Annotated in this window: 16 protein-coding genes; 9 read left to right on the forward strand and 7 right to left on the reverse strand. The window is 70.7% G+C overall.

What is annotated here, in order from left to right; genetic code table 11:
- Positions 1-95 precede the first annotated feature (95 nt).
- Positions 96-1,640 carry an alpha-amylase family glycosyl hydrolase gene (locus AW272_RS13705; protein ID WP_066364300.1) on the reverse strand — a complete coding sequence of 515 codons (1,545 nt, stop codon included), beginning with the start codon at positions 1,638-1,640 and terminating at the stop codon, positions 96-98.
- Positions 1,641-1,750: 110 nt separating this feature from the next.
- Between AW272_RS13705 and AW272_RS13710 the strand changes: the two genes are divergently transcribed.
- From AW272_RS13710 to AW272_RS13720, 3 genes are read left to right on the forward strand one after another with little or no spacing between them, the layout of a single operon-like run.
- Positions 1,751-2,887 carry a Gfo/Idh/MocA family protein gene (locus tag AW272_RS13710; protein WP_066364302.1) on the forward strand — a complete coding sequence of 379 codons (1,137 nt, stop codon included), beginning with the start codon at positions 1,751-1,753 and terminating at the stop codon, positions 2,885-2,887.
- Positions 2,884-3,933, forward strand: coding sequence for a dihydrodipicolinate synthase family protein (locus tag AW272_RS13715; RefSeq protein ID WP_083958279.1), 1,050 nt, complete (start codon positions 2,884-2,886; stop codon positions 3,931-3,933). The genes AW272_RS13710 and AW272_RS13715 overlap by 4 nt, the downstream gene beginning before the upstream one ends.
- Complete coding sequence (locus AW272_RS13720; RefSeq protein ID WP_066364305.1) at positions 3,930-4,760, forward strand: sugar phosphate isomerase/epimerase family protein; 831 nt, start codon at positions 3,930-3,932, stop codon at positions 4,758-4,760. The genes AW272_RS13715 and AW272_RS13720 overlap by 4 nt, the downstream gene beginning before the upstream one ends.
- Here the strand turns inward: AW272_RS13720 and AW272_RS13725 are convergent.
- Genes AW272_RS13725 through AW272_RS13735 form a run of 3 tightly spaced genes read right to left on the reverse strand, consistent with a single transcriptional unit; the run spans position 4,711 to position 8,242 of the window.
- Positions 4,711-5,424, reverse strand: a complete 714-nt coding sequence (locus AW272_RS13725) for a sugar phosphate isomerase/epimerase family protein (protein WP_066364306.1) — start codon at positions 5,422-5,424, stop codon at positions 4,711-4,713. The genes AW272_RS13720 and AW272_RS13725 overlap by 50 nt on opposite strands.
- On the reverse strand, positions 5,421-6,401 hold the full coding sequence (locus tag AW272_RS13730; RefSeq protein ID WP_083958280.1) for a LacI family DNA-binding transcriptional regulator: 981 nt from the start codon (positions 6,399-6,401) through the stop codon (positions 5,421-5,423). The genes AW272_RS13725 and AW272_RS13730 overlap by 4 nt, the downstream gene beginning before the upstream one ends.
- Positions 6,402-6,439: 38 nt before the next feature.
- Complete coding sequence (locus AW272_RS13735) at positions 6,440-8,242, reverse strand: hypothetical protein (protein ID WP_157518535.1); 1,803 nt, start codon at positions 8,240-8,242, stop codon at positions 6,440-6,442.
- A gap of 60 nt (positions 8,243-8,302) precedes the next feature.
- Here AW272_RS13735 and AW272_RS13740 point away from each other — a divergent pair, with 60 nt between their 5' ends.
- A complete protein-coding gene (locus tag AW272_RS13740) occupies positions 8,303-11,410 on the forward strand; it encodes a CHAT domain-containing protein (RefSeq protein WP_066364311.1) in 3,108 nt (1,035 codons plus the stop codon).
- Here AW272_RS13740 and AW272_RS13745 read toward each other — a convergent pair.
- A complete protein-coding gene (locus AW272_RS13745; protein WP_066364312.1) occupies positions 11,387-11,578 on the reverse strand; it encodes a hypothetical protein in 192 nt (63 codons plus the stop codon). The genes AW272_RS13740 and AW272_RS13745 overlap by 24 nt on opposite strands.
- 2 nt (positions 11,579-11,580) lie before the next feature.
- Positions 11,581-12,114 carry a hypothetical protein gene (locus AW272_RS13750; protein WP_066364315.1) on the reverse strand — a complete coding sequence of 178 codons (534 nt, stop codon included), beginning with the start codon at positions 12,112-12,114 and terminating at the stop codon, positions 11,581-11,583.
- A 137-nt stretch (positions 12,115-12,251) separates the two neighbouring features.
- Between AW272_RS13750 and AW272_RS13755 the strand changes: the two genes are divergently transcribed.
- The 4 genes from AW272_RS13755 to AW272_RS13770 are packed head-to-tail and all read left to right on the forward strand — an operon-like array spanning position 12,252 to position 16,718.
- A complete protein-coding gene (locus AW272_RS13755; protein WP_066364317.1) occupies positions 12,252-13,436 on the forward strand; it encodes a thiolase family protein in 1,185 nt (394 codons plus the stop codon).
- Positions 13,433-15,424, forward strand: a complete 1,992-nt coding sequence (locus tag AW272_RS13760) for a 3-hydroxyacyl-CoA dehydrogenase NAD-binding domain-containing protein (RefSeq protein WP_066364318.1) — start codon at positions 13,433-13,435, stop codon at positions 15,422-15,424. Before AW272_RS13755 ends, AW272_RS13760 begins: the two co-directional genes overlap by 4 nt.
- 11 nt (positions 15,425-15,435) lie before the next feature.
- Positions 15,436-16,038, forward strand: a complete 603-nt coding sequence (locus AW272_RS13765; RefSeq protein WP_066364323.1) for a LysE family translocator — start codon at positions 15,436-15,438, stop codon at positions 16,036-16,038.
- A gap of 20 nt (positions 16,039-16,058) precedes the next feature.
- Complete coding sequence (locus tag AW272_RS13770; protein ID WP_066364324.1) at positions 16,059-16,718, forward strand: DedA family protein; 660 nt, start codon at positions 16,059-16,061, stop codon at positions 16,716-16,718.
- Here AW272_RS13770 and dxs read toward each other — a convergent pair.
- Positions 16,715-18,592 carry a 1-deoxy-D-xylulose-5-phosphate synthase gene (dxs, locus tag AW272_RS13775; protein ID WP_066364327.1) on the reverse strand — a complete coding sequence of 626 codons (1,878 nt, stop codon included), beginning with the start codon at positions 18,590-18,592 and terminating at the stop codon, positions 16,715-16,717. The two genes, AW272_RS13770 and dxs, sit on opposite strands and share 4 nt — an antisense overlap.
- A 124-nt stretch (positions 18,593-18,716) precedes the next feature.
- On the opposite strand from dxs, the gene AW272_RS13780 reads away from it, so the two are divergent.
- Positions 18,717-19,490, forward strand: a complete 774-nt coding sequence (locus tag AW272_RS13780) for a neutral zinc metallopeptidase (protein ID WP_169807543.1) — start codon at positions 18,717-18,719, stop codon at positions 19,488-19,490.
- Position 19,491: the final 1 nt, after the last annotated feature.

The raw sequence follows: 19,491 nt of genomic DNA on the forward strand, positions 1-19,491 counted from the left end.
GTCAGCGCCCGAGCACAAGGCGAAGAGCCTGACGCCGTGGCGCGGACCGAACTACATATGACGAAATTTCGGGCGGCTCGCGCCGCCCGAAAGGTCTACGGGCGCAACCACACCGCCGTGTCCTGCGGCAGGCCGCCGTCCAACGGACCGCTCGCCAAAATGACCTCGCCGGTCAGCGGGATCGTCGCGGCCGACAGGTTGATCACGCAGCTGAAGCCGTCGCCCCGGGTGAAGGCGACCACGTCGTCGCCCTGGTCGAGCCAGGCGAACTCGCGACCGCGCGGCCGGGCCGCGATGGCGCGTTTGTAGAGGTTCAGAGTCGAGTCGGGGTCGGGTTGCTGGGCTTCCACGGTCAGTGAGGCCCAGTTGCCCGGCTGGGGCAGCCAGGTCGACTCCCCTTCCGTGAAACCGTAGGGCTTGGCCGTGCCGGACCAGGGGATCGGCACCCGGCAGCCGTCGCGGCCCAGGCGCGCGCCGGCCGTGCGGTGGAAGACGGGGTCGTCGCGGAAGCCGTCGGGGATGTCGATGACCTCCGGCAGGCCGAGTTCCTCGCCCTGGTAGACGTAGGCCGAGCCGGGCAGCGCCAGCAGCAGCAACGCCGCGGCGCGGGCGCGGCGGGTGCCCAGAACGACGTCGACATGGAGGTCGTGGGTGGCCTGCGGGCCGCCGCCGTAGCGGGTGACCGGGCGGACCACGTCGTGGTTGCTGATCACCCAGGGGGCCACGACGTCGGATTCGGCGCCCAGGCCGATCGAGGTCGTGATGGTGTGCTTCAGGGCGGCGGCGTCCCAGGCGGTCTGGAACAGGAAGAAGTTGAACGCCTGCGGCATCCCGCCCGGCCGGAAGTAGGGCTCCAGGTGGGTGATCTCGGTGCCCCAGAACTCTCCCACCGCCGTGCGCTCGCCGGGGAAGACCTCCGGTGAGTACGAGTCCAGAATGGCCCGCCACGACGCGTAGTGCCCAATGAGCTCGGGCCGGTGGAACCACGGCGAGGGCCGGTCGGAGGGCGCCGGGTCGGCCACGTTGGGCAGGTCGGGGTCTTTGAACAGGCCGTGCGCCACGTCGACCCGCAGCCCGGCCACGCCCCGGTCGAGCCAGAACCGGATGACCTTCTCGAACATCGCCGGGACGGCCGGGTTGTGCCAGTTGAAGTCGGGCTGGGAGGTGTCGAACAGGTGCAGGTACCACTGGCCGTCGTCGACCTGCGTCCAGGCGGACCCGCCGAAGATCGACTGCCAGTTGTTGGGCTCGTCGCGGAACATGAACATGTCCCGCTCGGGGCTGCCGCGACCGGCTTCCAGCGCGGCCTGGAACGCCGGGTGGGCGGTCGAGCAGTGGTTGGGGACGATGTCGACGATCACCCGGATGCCCAGGGCCGCCGCCGCCGCGACGAAGGCGTCGAAGTCGGCGAGGGTGCCGAAGCGGGGGTCGACGTCGCAGTAGTCGGCCACGTCGTAACCGCCGTCGGCCAGCGGCGAGGGGTAGAAGGGCGAGAACCAGACGGCCTCGACCCCCAGATCGGCCAGATAAGGCAGCCGGGCCAGCGCCCCGGTGAAGTCGCCGGTGCCGTCGGCCCCACCGTCGGCGAAGCTCCGTGGGTAGATCTGGTAGACAACGGCGTCACGCCACCACTGACTCAACGAGTACTCCCTTTTGGCTGGTCGTTTGCCTAGTTAATCAGACCCCTTGCTCTGGGGGAGAGGGCTGACGTACCGTGCGGAAAGCGCTTTCCATAGACAAGGAGCAACGCATGACCGAACTCGGCGTGGTGATGAACGGGGTCACCGGGCGGATGGGATACCGGCAGCACCTGGTGCGGTCGGTGCTGGCGATCAACGCCGGGGGCGGGGTAGTGCTCGCCGACGGTTCGAAAGTGACGCTCAGGCCCGTGCTGGTCGGCCGGAGCGAGGCCAAGCTCAAGGAGCTCGCGGCCCGGCACGACATCGCCGACTGGACCACCGACCTCGACGGCGCTCTGGGCGACCCGGCCAACACGATCTACTTCGACGCCCAGATCACCCAGGCCCGGGTCGCGGCGACGAAGCGGGCCATCGCGGCCGGGAAGCACGTCTACTGCGAGAAGCCGACCGCCGAGACCTCTCAAGAGGCGCTCGACCTGGCCGCGACGGCCGAGGCCGCGTCGGTGAAGAACGGCGTCGTCCAGGACAAGCTCTTCCTGCCGGGCCTGCTGAAGCTGAAGCGCCTGATCGACGGCGGGTTCTTCGGGCGGATCCTGTCGATCCGGGGCGAGTTCGGCTACTGGGTGTTCGAGGGCGACTGGCAGGACGCCCAGCGCCCGTCGTGGAACTACCGCGCCGACGACGGCGGCGGGATCGTGCTCGACATGTTCCCCCACTGGGCCTACGTGCTGGAGAACCTGTTCGGCTCGGTGACCTCTGTCTACGCCCACGTCACGACCCACATCCCCGAGCGCTGGGACGAGCGCGGCCGGCCGTACAAGGCGACCGCCGACGACGCCGCCTACGCGGTGTTCGAACTCGACGGCGGCGTGGTCGCGCAGATCAACTCGTCGTGGGCGGTCCGGGTGAACCGCGACGAACTGGTGGAGTTCCAGGTCGACGGCACCCACGGCAGCGCGGTCGCGGGCCTGCGGAACTGCCGCGTCCAGCACCGCAGCGCCACCCCGAAGCCGGTCTGGAACCCCGACCTGCCCGCGACGGCGCGGTTCCGTGACGGCTGGCAGGAGGTACCCGACAACGCCGAGTTCGACAACGGCTTCAAGATCCAGTGGGAGCAGTTCATCCGCCACGTGGTCGACGACGCGCCCTTCCCCTACACGCTGCGCTCGGGCGCGCGCGGCGTCGAACTCGCCGAACTCGGCCTCCGCTCCGCCGCCGAGGGCCGCCGGATCGCGGTGACCTCGTGAAAAGCTTCCAAAGCCGGGTCGTGTACGCCGCCGCGCACGTCGTGGCCGATCCCCTCGCCGACAACACGCCGGGCAGACCGGCGGTCGTCGACTGGGAGGCGACGCTGCGCTTCCGGCGGCACCTGTGGTCCCACGGATTCCGCGTCGCCGACGCCATGGACACCGCGCAGCGCAACGCCGGCCTCGACTGGGCCGCGACCCGGGAGCTGATCAGGCTGAGCGCGGCGGAGGCCCCCGGGCTCGTGGCGTGCGGCGCCGGAACCGACCAGCTGACCGGCCCCTGCGACCTGACCGACGTCCTCGACGCCTACCTGGAGCAGATCGCCGTCGTTCAGGAGGCCGGCGCCGGTGTGATCATCATGGCGTCCCGTCAGCTGGCCGCCCTCGCGCGGCATCCGGAGGACTATCACACGATCTACGGCCGTCTGCTGGCCGAGGTCGAGCGCCCGGCGATCCTGCACTGGCTCGGCGAGATGTTCGACCCGAATCTGACGGGCTACTGGGGTTCCCGCGACGTCGAGAAGGCGACATTCGAATTCCTGACGTTGGTCAGGGAGAACGCCGCCAAGATCGAGGGCGTGAAGGTCTCGCTGCTCGACGAGGACCACGAGATCGCCCTCCGCGCCGCCCTCCCCGAGGGGGTCCGCCTCTATACCGGCGACGACTTCAACTACCCGTCCCTGATCAAGTCGGGCTCCCACGCGCTGCTCGGCATCTTCGACGCCATCGCCCCCGCCGCCTCGGCCGCCCTCACCGCCCTCGACGAGGGCGACCTGGCCGAATACGACCGCATCATGGCCCCCACGGTCGACCTGTCGAGGAAGATCTTCGAGGCCCCCACCTTCCACTACAAGACCGGCCTCGTCTTCCTGGCCTGGCTCAACGGCCACCAAGACGCCTTCACCATGATCAACGGCGCCCAGTCGGCCCGGTCACTCCCCCACCTGATCGAGGTCCACCGGCTGGCCGGCCGCGCCGGCCTGATCGCCGACCCCGACCTCGCCGCCGCCCGCCTGCGCTCCCTGAAGGCGGTGTACGGCCAGTGACCCTGTCCCTGAACCAGTGGACGACCAAGCGCTGGACCGTCCGCGAGGCGGTCGAGGGTTGCGCCCGGCACGGCGTCGAGGCCATCGGCCTGTGGCGCCAGAACGTGGCCGAACAGGGCCTGACCGAATCGGTGAAACTGGTCCGGGACGCCGGCCTGAGGGTCTCGTCCCTCTGCCGGGGCGGCTTCCTGACCGGCGACGACGCCCTCGACGACAACCGCCGCGCCATCGACGAGGCGGCGGCCCTGGAAGCGTCGTGCCTGGTCATGGTCGTCGGCGGCCTCCCGGGTGTGGTCCCCGGCCAGCCACCGGGCGACATTTCCAGAGACCTCCCCGCCGCACGGGCCAAGGTCGCGGAGTCGCTAGAGGTCCTCGCCCCCTACGCCGCCGCGGCGGGTGTGCGTCTGGCGCTCGAACCCCTCCACCCCATGTACTGCGCCGACCGGGCCGTCCTGTCCACCCTGAAACAGGCCAACGACCTGGCGGAGCCGTTCGACGACGTCGGGGTCGTGGTCGACACCTTCCACGTGTGGTGGGACCCGGAGGTCCTCACCGAGATCGCCCGTGCCAAGATCTTCAGCTACCAGGTCTGCGACTTCCTCACGCCTCTTCCCGCCGACGTCCTCCTGGGCAGGGGAATGATGGGCGACGGCGTGATCGACTTCGCGCCTCTGACCGAAGCGGTCCTGAAGGCCGGCTACGACGGCGACATCGAGGTCGAGATCTTCAACGCCGACATCTGGGCGAGGGACCCCGACGAGGTCCTGGCGGAAATGATCACCCGCTACGAACGACTGATCGCACCCACTCCTGAGCCCCGGGGATGACCTCCTCCAGCGGCTCGACCTCGGGGTGCCAGGCCTTCTCCCACTCCAGCGACATCCACCCGGGATAGCCGCGAAGCAGCTCACCGATGACGTCGAGCGGCACCTCACCGAGGCCCATCGGCCGGGGCGTGGTGCCGACGGCGTCCTTGATCTGGACGTACGCGAGATGAGGTGCCAGCGCCGTCATCGTGTCGGCCGGGGCCTCCCCGTTCCGCCACGGATGCAGGATGTCCCAGATGGCCCCGGCTGCGTCGGGCCGCCCGAACCGATCGAGCAGGTCGCCCACGGCCGCCCCGGTGGCCATGTGGTCATGGGTCTCGATCAGCACCCGGGCGCGGGTCTCCCCCGCGACGGCGGAAAGCCGCCTCAACGCGGCGTCGACCGCCAGACCCCCGGGAAAGACCCGGACCCCCATCGCCCCGAACTCATCGGCGAGAGCCAGCTGCTCCCGGAGGGCCTGGATCACCGGCGCGTCAGGCCCCGGCTTGGCGATCCGCACATAGCCACAGAGCGCGACCACCTCGATCCCCTGAAGATCGCCCTCCAGCGGCATGTCCTCATGGAGCCGCAGCTCCAGCCCGTCGACCCCATGACGAACGGCCACCTCGACGGCGTCGGACAGGGACGCCCCCGGCAGCCCGAGGGTACTGATCGCGAATCTCATCGGGACCGCACGCTCTCCCTGATCACGACTTCACCTTCGACGTGGACAACCGACGGCCCCTCTTCCTCGCCCAGGGCCAGGGCGACCGCCCGCGCCCCCAGATCGGCCAGCGGCAGCCGGACCGTCGTCAGCGCCGGAACCAGGTCACGCAGCGTCGCGATGTCGTCGAACCCGGCCAGCGAGATGTCCTCGGGCACCCGGATCCCCCGCTCCCGGAACGCCGCCAGCGCGCCCACGGCCATCACGTCGTTGACCGCGAACACGCAGGTCACCCCCTGCCTGATCGACGCGGCGGCGGCATGACCCCCGTCTCGGTCGAACGGCCCATGGATGATCTGCGGCGACAGCCCGGGAAGGGTCCCCGCGAACCCCTCGCACCGGTCGACCGCCGTGATCAGCCGGGGCGGCCCGGCGAGGACGGCGAACTCCCGGTGCCCCATGGCCAGCAGCGCCTCCGCCAGCGCGGCGGCACCCGAACGGTTGGCCACCGCGACGGTGTCCGTACCGAGGAGATCCTGGCCGATGACCGCGACCCGGCCGCCTCCGGCCTGGTAGCGGTCCAGTTCGGTCCGCAGCCCGGCGGCCGACGGGTCGTCCATCCGCGACCCCGCGAGGATCACCGCCCGCGCCCGCTGCGCCCCCAGCGTGGACACGTAGGCGATCTCCTTCACCGGATCCCGGTGCGTCGTCCCGACCATGACGACCATCCCGCGGGACTCCGCCGCCCGCACCGCCCCGTCGGCGATCGCCGCGAAATAGGGGTCGACGAGGTCGTGGACGACGAGCCCGATCACGTTCCCCGCCCCACGGGCGAGGGTCTGGGCCGCCACGTTCGTGCGATAGCCCAGTTCGGCCGCCGCCTGTTCGACCTTGGCACGCAGCCCCGCCCCGACCTGCCGGGCGCTCCCGTTCAGGACGCGTGAGGCGGTCGCGAGGGACACGCCGGCGTGTCGTGCGACGTCTTCGAGCGTGACCACGAGTGACAACCCTCCCGGAAAGCGGTTTCCAGTATCGCCTACCCCTGGTCGGAGTTCACCAGACCCCAGGTGGCCGAGGCGAAGACGATCTCATCATCCTGGGAGGAGGCGGCGCGACGCGAGAGCGCCCGCAGCGCCGCCCGGTAGTGGGCGGCCGCGGCGGGCCCGTCCCCGAGGGCGTCGCAGGCGTCGCCGAGATCGCGGTGGATCTTCGCGACCTTCGGGTCAGGCCCGTCGGCGCCGAGCGCGTCGCGAACATCGGCGAAGCAGGTCCGGGCCCTCTCCGCGTTGGCGGGCCGGTCGCCTTCCAGCCGGTGCAGGTAGGCGCGGCCGAGATCCCACCGGACCGTCATCTCGTCGAAGGCGACCAGCGGCTTGTCGTCCCGGGGCGCGGGCCCGGCGAGCAGCGCCTCCGCCCGCGCGATGAACTGTTCGGTCTGCTCGCCGGGGTCGCGGGCGCTCTGCTGGGTGTAGAGCAGCACGGTGATCGTCTCCAGGGCCCGCCGCACCCCGCGGTCGTCGCCGAAGGACTCGCGGACCCGGTCGGCGTGCAAGCCGGAAAGGCGGGTGAAGTCGCGCCGCTCCTGTCTGCTGTCGGTCATGGCGGTCAGTTCGCTGTAGGCGAGGACGAGCATGACGCGCGGGTCGGGACTGCGCTCCCCGGTCAGATCGGTGCGGCTGAGGCCGGATTCCAGCAGTTCGACGCCTCGCCTAAGCCCGGCCTCCTCCTGCTCCCCGTGGGGACGGCCCTGTTCCCGGACGACCAGGGCCATGCCGAGGTTGGTGCAGGCCCGCGCCCAGTGGTCGGCGGCGCCGATCGGGGTGAGCACGGTGAGGGCCGCCTCCCCCGCCGCGATCGCCCGGGCGACGTCGGCCTCTCCCGGGGAGCGCCGCGCCAGGTGGGCGGCCGCGAGATTGCCCTGGGTGATGGCCGTCCCGAGCGGATCGGCGGCACGTTCGGGCACCCGCAGAGCCGCTTCGAACGCCGCGACGGCCGCCGGCGCGTCGTCGGGATCCGCCCCGGCCAGGAGAGCGGTGCCGAGGTTGTGCAGGGCGCCGCCCCGGTATTCGCCGTGGGTGCCCGGAGCCGCGCGGTCGAGCAGTTCCTGGTAGAGCCTGACGGCCTCTCGCAGGCTCCCCTCTTCGTCGGCTGTCACCAGCTCCGTGGCCCGGTGGTAGAGCGCGGCGATCTCCGGATCGGTCCGGCCCGTCCCTGGCTCGTCGAGCTCGGCCAGCCGCCGCCGGGCGATCACGAGGCTACCCTCGGTCCGCGCCCGGAGCCCCGCCTCGCTTGCCTGATCCCTGACCTCCAGCGCCGTCAGGTAGGCGGCGACGGCCGCCCGCAGATTGTCACGCGGAGATCCGCCCCTGAGGCTCTGGCAGGCGTCGCCCATGGTCTGGTGGGTGACGCCCCAGGCGCGCCGGTCGGTCTCGGGAGACTGCACCTCGGCCGCGGCCTTCGCCGTTTCGAGCGCCTTTTCCGCGTCCTCGGAAAGCAGGTGGATTCCGGCCAGGTTGCCCAATGTGAGCCCGAGCAGCCGACGATCGCCGACACCCGTCCGGCCGCTCAGGAAACGCGCTCCTTCCTCGTATGCGGCGCGGGCGTTCTGACGATTCTCCAGCGGGTCGCCGTTCACGCGTTCCTGGAAACTGATGCCGAGCTCATAGAGGAGCCCGCCGATGAGCTCCGTTTCCGCCGGACCGGAAATCGCCCGCAGTGCCGCCGCGAAACAGGAGATCGACCGGTCGATGTTCTCCGCCCGATCGCCGTGGGGGAGCTGTGCGAGCTGCAGACCCATGTCGTAGAGCTCGGGCACGGAGTATGCGTCTTCGAGATTCATGTCCATCCGTCCGGCGAAGATGTCAGGATTTTTACGATAGCCGGAGAAAGGGAAGCATCTGTGGGAACCGTGCTGACGATGAGCGTGAGCGAGGCTCTGATTCTGGAGCTGCGAGAACCGGACCATCCCGTTTTCCGGGTGGAGGTTCCGTTTCCGAATGTGCCGATCGGCCCATCGGACCACAGCGAAATACGCTGGTATTTAGAAGATTTCCGGATATATCCGGATAATCCCGCTCCCATCATCGCCGCCCGGACTTCGGCCCGCCTCGTCGAACTCGGCGAGGAGCTCTTCACCTCGATCTTCCACGCGTCCGGCGAGGCCCGCGCGCTGTGGGCCGCGGCCCGACGTTCACTGAGCGAGCTGCGGGTGGAGATCGGCACGCAGGTGAACGACCGGATCCCCCTTCCGCTGGAACTGCTCAGGGACCCCGCCGACGGCACCCGCCTCGCGCTGGCGGCGGAGTCGTTCGCCCACGTGGCCGACGGTCGCGCCGGAGCCGAACCGGTCGACGGGGTCCTGCGGGTGCTGCTCGTGGTGTCCCGTCCCCGACTCGGGCGGGACGTCTCCTACCGGTCCATCGGCGCCCACCTGGTGCGCCTGGGCGAACGCCATCCCGGCCTCACGGTGCAGGTGCTGCGTCCGCCGACCTTCGAGGCGCTGCGCGAGCGGCTGGAGGCCGCGCGGTCCCGGGGAGAGCCCTTCCACCTCGTGCACTTCGACGGGCACGGCGTCTTCGGCAAGCCCGGGGAGACCTTCCCCCAGGGGCGCATCGTGTTCGAGAAGCCCGGTTCCCCCGGCAACAGCGAGCTGGTGGACGGCACCGAACTCGGGCGACGGCTCGCCGCGTACGGCGTCTCCGTCCTGGTACTCAACGCCTGCGGTTCGGCCAAGACCGCCCACGCCTGGGAGATCGGCCGCGACGATTCCGGCGACCCCGCGCGGACGTTCGGCTCGCTGGCCCGCAACGCCCTGCTCGGTGGCCTGACCTCGGTCGTCGCCATGCGTTACGACGTCTACGTCGACGCCGCCGTCACCTTCACCTCGGCGTTCTACGAGGCCCTGCTGGCCGGCGGAGACCCCGGCGCGGCCACGACGGCCGGGCGGACGGCCCTCGCCCCGGCGCGCGGGCCCGGCCTCCCCCAGGACGACTGGCTGGTGCCCGCTCTCTACCAGCGAGGGCCGGGCGCCCGCCTGCCGCGCGCCGCCAGGGACTCCGCGCCGGCCGAGACCGGAGCCGAGGTCCTCGGGCGCGACGGGACCACGATCGCCTTGGACCGCGCCTTCGACCGTGCTCCCGTGGTCGTCCTGCACGGGCCGATCGGCGCCGGGAAGACCACGGCGGCCCTGGACTTCGCCCGCTGGTACACCCGGACCGAGGGCGTGCCCGGCCCGGCCGTGCGAACGGTCCTCGGCGCCGCTCTCCCGGCCTCCGCCGGCCATGTGGGCCTGTGGATCTGGGACGACGCCGAGAAGGCCGCCGAGCCGGCCCGCCTGAAAGCGCTTCTGGACGCCGGCACCGCCACGAAGATCCTGATCGTCGGCCGGGATCCCGCGCGCTGGGCCGGAACCGGGGTGGAGCGCGTGCCGCTGCCTCCGCTGGACCGGCCCTCCTGTCTCGCGCTGGCCCGTTCCCTCGCTCCGGACGCCGAGGCGGCGACCGTGGAAGCCGCCGCCGCGGCGTGCGAGGGTAACCCCCTGGCGCTCCGGCTCGCCCTCGACCCGGCGGCCGACCCGCCGCAGGCCCCGCCGATCGATCAGCGGTTCACCCCGGACGAGCGGGAGATCCTGGCGATCCTCACCCGGATGCGCGGCCACGTCCCGGTGGCTCACCTGACCCGGATCGCCGCCCGGCTGAGCCCGCCCGGACCCGGCTACGACGACGTGGCCGCCCTCCTCGACCGGGCCGCCGACATGGGCCTGCTCGCCCGCCACCCCGGCGATCTGTTCACCCTCCACCCGCTGCTGCCCCGCTGGATCGCCGTCGAAGACGCCGCGCGGGCCAGGATCGACGCGGCCGTGGTCGCCGAGTACGACGGCTACGGCCACGCGCTGTTCGCGAACGTCGTCATGGGCTCACCGGAGCTCAAGTCGCTGATCGCGATCGAAGAACCGCAGTTGCTGTCCGCCCGGACGCTCGCGCTGGCCGGACCGGCCCCGGAAGCGGCCATCGGGCCGATGCAGGCGTTACGCCTGCTCTACGAGCACCAGGGCCGTACCGGCAGCTGGGCCGGGCTTCTCGCGGACCTCGTGCCGGGCCTGCTGTCTCCCGACACCTTCCTTCCGCACGACCACCTCGCCTTCACCGACGACGCGAACCTGGTGATCCTGGCCGGCTACGGAGCCGCCCTCGCCTCGATCAGGCACGGCGGCGAACGGGCGGCTCAGGTCCGCGAGGCGTTCCGGCGGGGCAGGTCGGGTGAGGGTCAGCCGAGGAACACCGCAGTCGGGCTGCTCGACTCCACGGACCTGGCCGACCTGGTGCGGGTGGCCGACATCGCCCACTCGATCGGCGACGTCGTCCTGGAGGCGCGCGGCCTCGTCTCCATCGGCCACTGGCACCTGAACCAGCAGGACGCGGGAGCGCGGGAGGAGTTCCACGCCTTCGGCCACTTCCAGGAGGCCCTCGGACTGGCGGGCGACCGCGATTCCGACCTGGCCGCCCTGGCGCTCCAGGGACTCGCCTCCACCCGGATGCAGACGATGGAACGGCTGATGGCGGAGCATGTCCGGCGGTTGGTCGACGAGGGCGTCCTCAAACCCGGACGCATCACGGTGGACCTCACGAAGGAGGCCGCGGCGGCCGTCACCGACGCCGGACGGTACTACGAGCTCGCCCTGGGGCAGCTCGGGGACCGGGCCGACCGGGGGGCGATCCTCCACCAGATCGGCACCATCCATGAGATGAGGGGCGACTTCGACCGGGCCTTGGCCCGCTTCCAGGAGGCGATCGCCCTGCATGTCGCTGCCAGTGACCGGTTCAAGGCGGCGGTGAGCCGGGCCGCCGTGGCCTACCTGCTGGCGCGCGCCGGGCGCGACGCCGACGCCCGGACCTACGGCGGGGCCGCTCTGGAGCAGCTGTCGGCGCTGCCGGGCGGGGAGGAGGAGGTCACCCGGTTGCGGTCCCTGCTGGCGAGTCTGGAATCAGGTGCCGCCGCGTCGCCATAGGATGCGCCGTTTCCCGGGCAGGATCTCCTGCTCGGCCGGGGGTTCGTCGTCGTCCTCCTCCGCTTCCGCGAGGGAGGGGGACCGCCTGCTGATGTCTCTCAGCTCACGACGGTTGCGGTCGAGGTCCTCTTCGGCCCACGAGCCCTGGTATCTGCCGTTCTCTCCCATGTTCACCTCTTCTGCTGTGTCTCGACGGCGGGTTGCCACCCCGGTCCGGGGACGACCACGGAGGCGGCCCACCGCACCCCTCGCCGCCGCCACCGCCTGCGGCTCGCGAAGACCTCCGCGTCCACTCGCAGGGAGACCCAGTCGCCGGCGGGCACGAAGAACGTGATCTCCTCCGCCATGGTCTCCTGGCCCTCGACCCAGGAGTGCCGGTCGAAGAGGCGCGCGATGCCCAGGTACCGCTCGGCGGGCGGCGAGACGGCGGTCCGGTCGGTGATGGTCCCGGCGTGGACCCTGACCACCTTGCCGTCGGGTTCCAGGCGGACGCGGGTGATGCCGCGGTTGGTCAGGGTCACGGTGCCGACGACCAGAGTGCCCTCAGGGCCGGTGAACAGGCTCGCCCGTGCCGTCAGTTCGGCGCGGGGCGCGAAGACCCGGCCCCTGACGAACTTGAAGTAGGCCCAGCCGCCCCCGATGAGGACGGCCACCGTCGTCGTCACCGTCTGCGCCGTCTCGACGACCGTCGGGGCGTCGTTCATCCGCGCTCCTCAGGGGGCATGTACGTATCGTGACATCTCTCAGCTTTCCGTGACACAGATATCGCGGACCCCGTGAGCCGTTATGGTTACTGGTGAGTAGCATTACAGGTGTCAGCCCACGCAAATAGGGAGATACCGTGCCCGCGTCACGTGAAGTCGTCTTCGTCGACGGCGTTCGCACGCCGTTCGGCAAGTCGGGGCCCAAGGGCCTCTACGCCGAGACCAGGGCGGACGATCTGGTCGTCCGTGTCATTCGCGAACTGCTGCGCCGCAACCCGTCCCTGCCGCCCGAGCGGGTCGACGAGGTCGCCATCGCGGCCACCACCCAGATCGGCGACCAGGGGCTCACCCTCGGGCGGTCGGCCTCGATCCTGGCGGGGCTCCCCAAGACCGTCCCCGGCTACTCCATCGACCGCATGTGCGCGGGCGCGATGACGGCCGTGACGACCGTGGCGGGCGGGATCTCCTTCGGCGCCTACGACGTCGCCATCGCCGGGGGCGTCGAGCACATGGGCCGCCACCCGATGGGTGAGGGCGTCGACCCCAACCCCCGGTTCCTGTCCGAGGGCCTGGTCGACGGGTCCGCCCTGATCATGGGCATGACGGCGGAGAACCTCCACGACCGCTACCCCGCGATCACCAAGCAGCGGGCCGACGCCTACGCCGTGCTCTCCCAGGAGCGCGCCGCCAAGGCCTACGCCGACGGGGTGATCCAGCCCGACCTGGTGCCGACGGCCACCCGCAAGGCGGCCGAGGGCTGGGGGCTGGCCACCACCGACGAGGCGATGCGGCCGGGCACCTCCATGGACGGTCTCGCGAAGCTCAAGACCCCCTTCCGGCCCCACGGCAACGTGACGGCGGGCAACGCCTCCGGCATCAACGACGGCGCCACCGGGTGCATCGTGGCCGCCGAGGACGTCGCGGCCGAGCTCGGGCTGACCGCCAGGATGCGGCTGGTCTCCTACTCCTTCGCCGGGGTCGACCCCGAGCTCATGGGTGTCGGGCCGATCCCCTCGACCGAGCGGGCGCTGCGGCTGGCCGGGCTGAGCATCGACGACATCGGCCTGTTCGAGATCAACGAGGCCTTCGCCGTGCAGGTGCTGGCCTTCCTCGACCACTTCGGCATCGCCGACGACGACGCCCGGGTGAACCCCTACGGCGGCGCCATCGCCTACGGCCACCCCCTCGCGTCCAGCGGCGTGCGGCTGATGACCCAGCTCTCGCGCAGCATGGCCGAGCGCCCCGACGTCCGGTACGGCATCACCACCATGTGCGTCGGCCTCGGCATGGGCGGCACCGTGATCTGGGAGAACCTGGCATGAGCGAGCTCGTCACGCACGCCCTCGTCCGCGACGTCGAACTCCCCTACGGCGCGGGCACGATGGCGCTGATCACCCTCGACAACGGCGAAGACCACACCAAGCCGAACACCTTCGGCGAGGGCGGTCTCAACGAGCTGAAGAACGCGCTCGACTCGATCGCGAAGCGCACGGACCTCGCCGCCGTCGGGGTCACCGGCAAGCCGTTCATCTTCGCGGTGGGGGCCGACCTCAAGGAGGCGGGCTCCATCTCGTCCCGGGAGCAGGCCCACGTGGTGGGTCAGCTCGGCCACTCCGTGTTCCGGCGGCTCGGCGAGCTGGGCATCCCGTCGTTCGCCTTCGTGAACGGCGCCGCGATGGGCGGCGGGCTGGAACTGGCGCTGCACGCCACGTACCGGACGATCTCCTCCGGTGCCCCGGCGGTCGCCTTCCCCGAGTGCTTCCTCGGGCTGGTGCCGGGGTGGGGCGGGACCTACCTCACGCCCCGGCTGATCGGGCCGGAGAAGGCGATCAAGCTGATCGTCGAGAACCCGCTGTCGCAGAACCGGATGATCAAGGGTCCCGAGGCCTACGGGCTGGGGCTCGCCGACGCGCTGTTCGAGCCGGCCGACTTCCTGGAGGAGTCGCTGCGCTGGGCCGCCAAGGTCGTCAACGGCGACGTCGTGGTCGACCGGCCGGGGCACGAGGCCGCCGACTGGGCGCCCGTCGTCGAGCAGGCCCGTCAGCTGGTGGACCTGAAGCTCCGGGGGGCGGCGCCGGCGGCGTACCGGGCACTGGAGCTCATCGAGAAGGCGCGCACCAGCGACCGCGACACCGGTTTCGCGGCCGAGGACGACGTGCTCGCCGACCTCATCATGAGCGACGAGCTGCGCGCCGGGCTCTACGCCTTCGACCTGACCCAGCGCCGCGCCAAGAAGCCGGCCGGGGTGCCCGCGGTGCCGCCGCGCGCGATCACCAAGATCGGCGTGGTCGGCGCGGGGCTGATGGCCTCGCAGTTCGCGCTGCTGTTCGCGCGGCGGCTGCAGGTTCCCGTCGTGCTGACCGACCTCGACCAGGAACGCGTCGACAAGGGCGTCGGCTACGTGCATGCTGAGGCCGACAAGCTCCAGGCCAAGGGGCGGATCACCGCCGACCAGGCCACCCGGCTGAAGAAGCTGGTCACCGGGTCGCTGACCAAGGAGGCGTTCGCCGACGCCGACTTCGTCATCGAGGCCGTGTTCGAAGACCTGAAGGTCAAGCAGACGGTGTTCGCCGAGGTCGAGGAGGTCGTCTCCGACACCTGCGTGCTGGCGACCAACACCTCTTCGCTGTCGGTCAGCGAGATGGCCTCCCTGCTGCGGCACCCCGAACGGCTCGTCGGGTTCCACTTCTTCAACCCGGTCGCGGTCATGCCGCTGCTGGAGATCGTGCGCGGCGAGCAGACCGACGACGCCACCGTCGCGACCGCGTTCACCGTGGCCAAGACGCTGCGCAAGTCGGCCGTGCTGGTCAAGGACGCGCCCGCGTTCGTGGTCAACCGGCTGCTCACCCGGTTCATGGGCGAGGTGCTGGCCTCGGTCGACACGGGCACCTCGGCCGACGTCGCCGACCACGCGCTCGACGGGCTCGGCCTGCCGATGACGCCGTTCACGCTGCTCAAACTGGTCGGCCCGGCGGTCGCGCTGCACGTCGCCGAGACGATGAACACCGCCTATCCCGACCGGTTCGCGGTCTCGGCCGCGCTGGCGACGATGGTCTCCACCGGCGGCGACACGCTGTACCCGGGGCCGGGCGAGGTGTCGAACGCCGGGCAGGTGCGCGACCGGGCGCTGCGCGGGCTGGCGGAGGAGATCCGGATCATGCTCGACGAAGGGGTCGTGGCGGCGGCGCAGGACATCGACCTGTGCCTGATCCTCGGCGCGGGCTGGCCGTTCCACCTGGGCGGCATCACGCCCTACCTCGACCGGACCGGTGTCTCCGAGGCGGTCAACGGAGCCCGTTTCCTCCCTTAAGCTCCCGTGCTGTGCGGGAACTGCTGCTCGGAATCGGTCTCGGCCTGGGCGCCGGGGTCGCGCCGGGCGCGCTGCTCGGCCTGGTCATCACCGCGAGCCTTCGCGGGGGTTTCCCGGCCGGGCTGCGCATGGCGTGCGTGCCGCTGCTGTCGGACCTGCCCGTCGTGGTGCTCTCGATCGTGCTCGCGGGCGCGCTCCCTTCCGCCCTGCTGCGTGGTCTGTCCGTAGCCGGCGGTCTGTACGTCGTCCACCTCGGCTACGAGGCGTTCTCCAGTTCTCGCACGGCCACCCTGCCCACGCCCGGCGAGAAGGTGCCCGCCCAGATGGGCAAGGGCGTGCTGGTCAACCTGCTGAACCCGCACCCGTGGCTGTTCTGGATCACCGTGGGCGGGCCATCGGTCGTGGCGGCCTGGGAGACCGGTCTTTCAGCGGCCGCCGCTTTCCTCGCCGGCTTCTATCTCCTGCTCGTCGGCTCGAAGGTGATCCTCGCCGCGCTCGTCTCCGCGGGCAGGCACAGGCTGAGCCCACGCGCCTACCGGCTCACCCTGGCCGCGAGCGGACTCCTGCTGGCCGGGGCGGGGGTCTGGTTGATCATCCAAGGCGTGACCGGATAGCCGCTGGGCAGAGTGTCGTGATGTTCGATGCCGTGGACCAGATTCTCGAATGGCTGACCACCCAGAGCCCCGCCCTCGTCGCCCTCGTCATTCTCTTGTACGTCGCCCTGGAAGGCCTGCTGCTCATCGGGGTGATCGTGCCTGGTGACCTGTCACTGATCATCGCGGGGACCACGGTCGACAGCGTCGCGGAGGGCCCGCTGGTGGTCGCGGGCGGGCTGGGCGGGGTCGCGGTGAGCGCGTTCTCCGGCCACTGGATCGGGAAGCACTTCGGCCCTCGCATCCGCGCGGGCAGGGTGGGCCGCTGGGTCGGCGACCAGAAGTGGAAGCAGGCGGAAGAGGTGCTCAACGGCAGCGGCTGGCTGATCGCGCTGACCTATTTCGTGCCGGGACTGAACGCGCTGACCCCCGTCTTGGCCGGGATCCTCGACATGCCGCGCCGCCGGTTCGGCTTCTGGGCCATGCTCGGCGGCGCGGTCTGGGTCGTCGGCTACGTCACCATCGGCGCGGTCGCCGGGGAGGCGGCCCGCCAGAACGAGGGGCTGATCATGCCGATCGCGGCCGGGGTCGCGGTGGTCGCGGCCACGATCGGCTTCGTGATGAAGAAGGTCCTGGCCAGACGAGACACGGACGGCCGCGGGCCGGCCGAGTCTCGCGTGGTGAATCCGGAGAAGCGCTAGAAGTCGACCGCGGTCCGGCGCCGCAGCGCGTCGGACAGCTCGCCCGCCAGGTCGATCGCGGTGAGCCCCGCGTCGGCCATGATCTTCGGCCGCTTGGCGTGGTCGAGGAACTCCTGGGCCAGCCCGAAGTTCCGCACCGGCACGTCGATGTCGTGGTCGCGCAGCAGCCGCGACACGGCGTCGCCGACCGCGCCGACGCGGCCGTTGTCCTCGACCACCGCGACCAGCTTGTGGGCCGAGGCGAGCAGGGTCAGCGACTCGTCGAGCGGCTTGACCCAGCGCGGATCGACCACCGTGGCGGAGACGCCCTGGGCGGCCAGCAGCCCGGCGGCGTCGAGGCACATCTCGGCCATCGGGCCGACCGCGACGATCAGCACGTCGGGCTCGCCCTCGCCCTCGTGGAGCAACTCCATCGTGCCGACCTGGCCGACCGCCTCGACCTCTTTGACCAGGCCGCCCTTGGGGAAACGCACCACGGTCGGGCCGTCGGTGACCGCGAGCGCCTCGCCGAACAGCTCGCGCAGCCGCACCGCGTCGCGCGGCACCGCGACCTGGAGGCCCGGCACGACCTGGAGGATCGACAGGTCCCACATGCCGTTGTGGCTGGCGCCGTCGTCGCCGGTCACCCCGGCCCGGTCGAGCACCACGGTCACCGGGAGCCGGTGGAGCGCGACGTCCATCAGCAGCTGGTCGAAGGCGCGGTTGAGGAACGTCGCGTAGACGGCGACGACCGGCTTCAGGCCGCCGACGCACAGGCCCGCCGCACTGGTGAACGCGTGCTGCTCGGCGATGCCGACGTCGAAGATGCGGTCGGGGTAGAGGGCGGCGAAGTCGGCCAGGCCGGTGGGGTGGAGCATCGCGGCCGTGATGGCGACCACGTCGGGACGCTCGGCGCCGACGCGGACCATCTCGTCGCTGAACACGTTGGTCCAGCCGAGCTGCTTGGGCCGCTCCTCGCCGGTGACGATGTCGAACGGCTGCGGCGCGTGGAAGCAGTCTTCGTCGTGGTTCTCGGCCGGCTCGTAGCCCTGGCCCTTCTTCGTCACCACGTGGACGATGACCGGGCCGCCGTAGGCCTTCGCCTTGCGCAGCGCGGCCTCCATCGCGGGCTCGTCGTGGCCGTCGATGGGGCCGACGTATTTGATGCCGAGGTCCTCGAACATGACCTGCGGGGCCAGGACGTCTTTGAGGCCCTTCTTGATGCCGTGGAGGGTGTCGTAGAGGACCGGCACGTTGCCGAAGCGGTCTTTCACGAACTCCAGGACCTGCTCGTAGCTCTGGGTCACGCGCAGCTTCGACAGATGGGTGGCCAGGCCGCCGATCGTCGGGGAGTAGGAGCGGCCGTTGTCGTTGACCACGATGACCAGCGGCAGGTCTTTGGTCAGCGCGATGTTGTTGAGGGCCTCCCAGGCCATGCCGCCGGTGAGGGCGCCGTCGCCGATGACCGCGACGACCGTGCGGTCGCTGCCGGTCAGGCGGAACGCCTTGGCGATGCCGTCGCCCCATGAAAGGGCGGTGGAGGCGTGGGAGTTCTCCACGATGTCATGGGCCGACTCGGCCCGGCTCGGGTAGCCCGACAGGCCGCCCTCCTGGCGCAGGCCGTCGAACTGGTCGGCCCGGCCGGTCAGCATCTTGTGGACGTAGGACTGGTGCCCGGTGTCCCAGACGATGCGGTCGTGGGGCGAGTCGAAGACCCGGTGGAGGGCGATGGTCAGCTCGACCACCCCGAGGTTGGGACCGAGGTGGCCGCCGGCCTTCGAGTTCGCGACGGAGCGGACCAGCAGGTCGCGGATCTCCTCGGCGAGCCGGGGCAGCTCGCTCGCGTCGAGTGCTTTGAGGTCGGTCGGTCCGCTCAGGGACTCCAGAAGGCCCACTGCGATTCCTTTCCCGTTCGCCGTCGAACAGTAGGAGTGTAGTTCGACAATGCCCGGCTTCCGGATCCAAGGCCTGGGGAATCCCTTTACGGGTGGTTGGCTTGTCCCGTACTCTCCTGGATTCGTGCGAAAAATCATCTCCTTACTAGTCGCGGGCTTGGTCGCGCCTCTTCTGGCGCCCGGAACGGTCCACGCACGGCCTGTTCCGACCGGACTGTCCGCTCTGACGAACAACCCGATCTACACGACCGGCAAGCTGCCGGTCCGGTCGTGTCCCGAATACGCCGAGGAGATCCCCGACTACCTGACCGCGCAGAACTACCTGCGCGAGGGCGCGCTGTGCCTGGACGCCACCTGGACGTCCTACTTCAAGAAGGCCAAGCTCCCGTTCCGCAAGCCGAGCATGGAGTTCATCCACAAGTCGACCGTCAAGACCCGCGCGTGCGGCAGCATCGACGGCTTCTGGGGTGGCGCGTACTGCCAGCAGACGCAGGGCATCGTCGTCCTGGTCGACGGCTGGATGCTCGAGTACGAGGGCACGCCTTTCCTCTTCTATGTGCTGGCGCACGAATACGGCCACCACGTCCAGCAGCGGGCCGGGATCATCAAGGCCCACGACAAGCTGACCCCCAAGGACACCAAGAAGGCCTACCGCTGGCACGCCCGCCTCGAACTGCAGGCCGACTGCCTGTCCGGGGCGTATCTGCGCAGCATCTGGGCCTCCACGGGACGCGACTCCTACGACTGGAAGGAGTTGCTGACCTACATCAAGGAGGACATGGGGGACCCCGTGCACGGCACCGGTAAGAGCCGGGCGGCATGGACGGACAGAGGCTTCAAGGCGGGTTCGCCGAGCGCCTGCAACACCTACAAGGCCCCGGCCTCACAGGTGGCCTGAC

The organism is Herbidospora mongoliensis (assembly GCF_001570545.1).
GTDB classification, from domain to species: Bacteria; Actinomycetota; Actinomycetes; order Streptosporangiales; family Streptosporangiaceae; genus Herbidospora; species Herbidospora mongoliensis.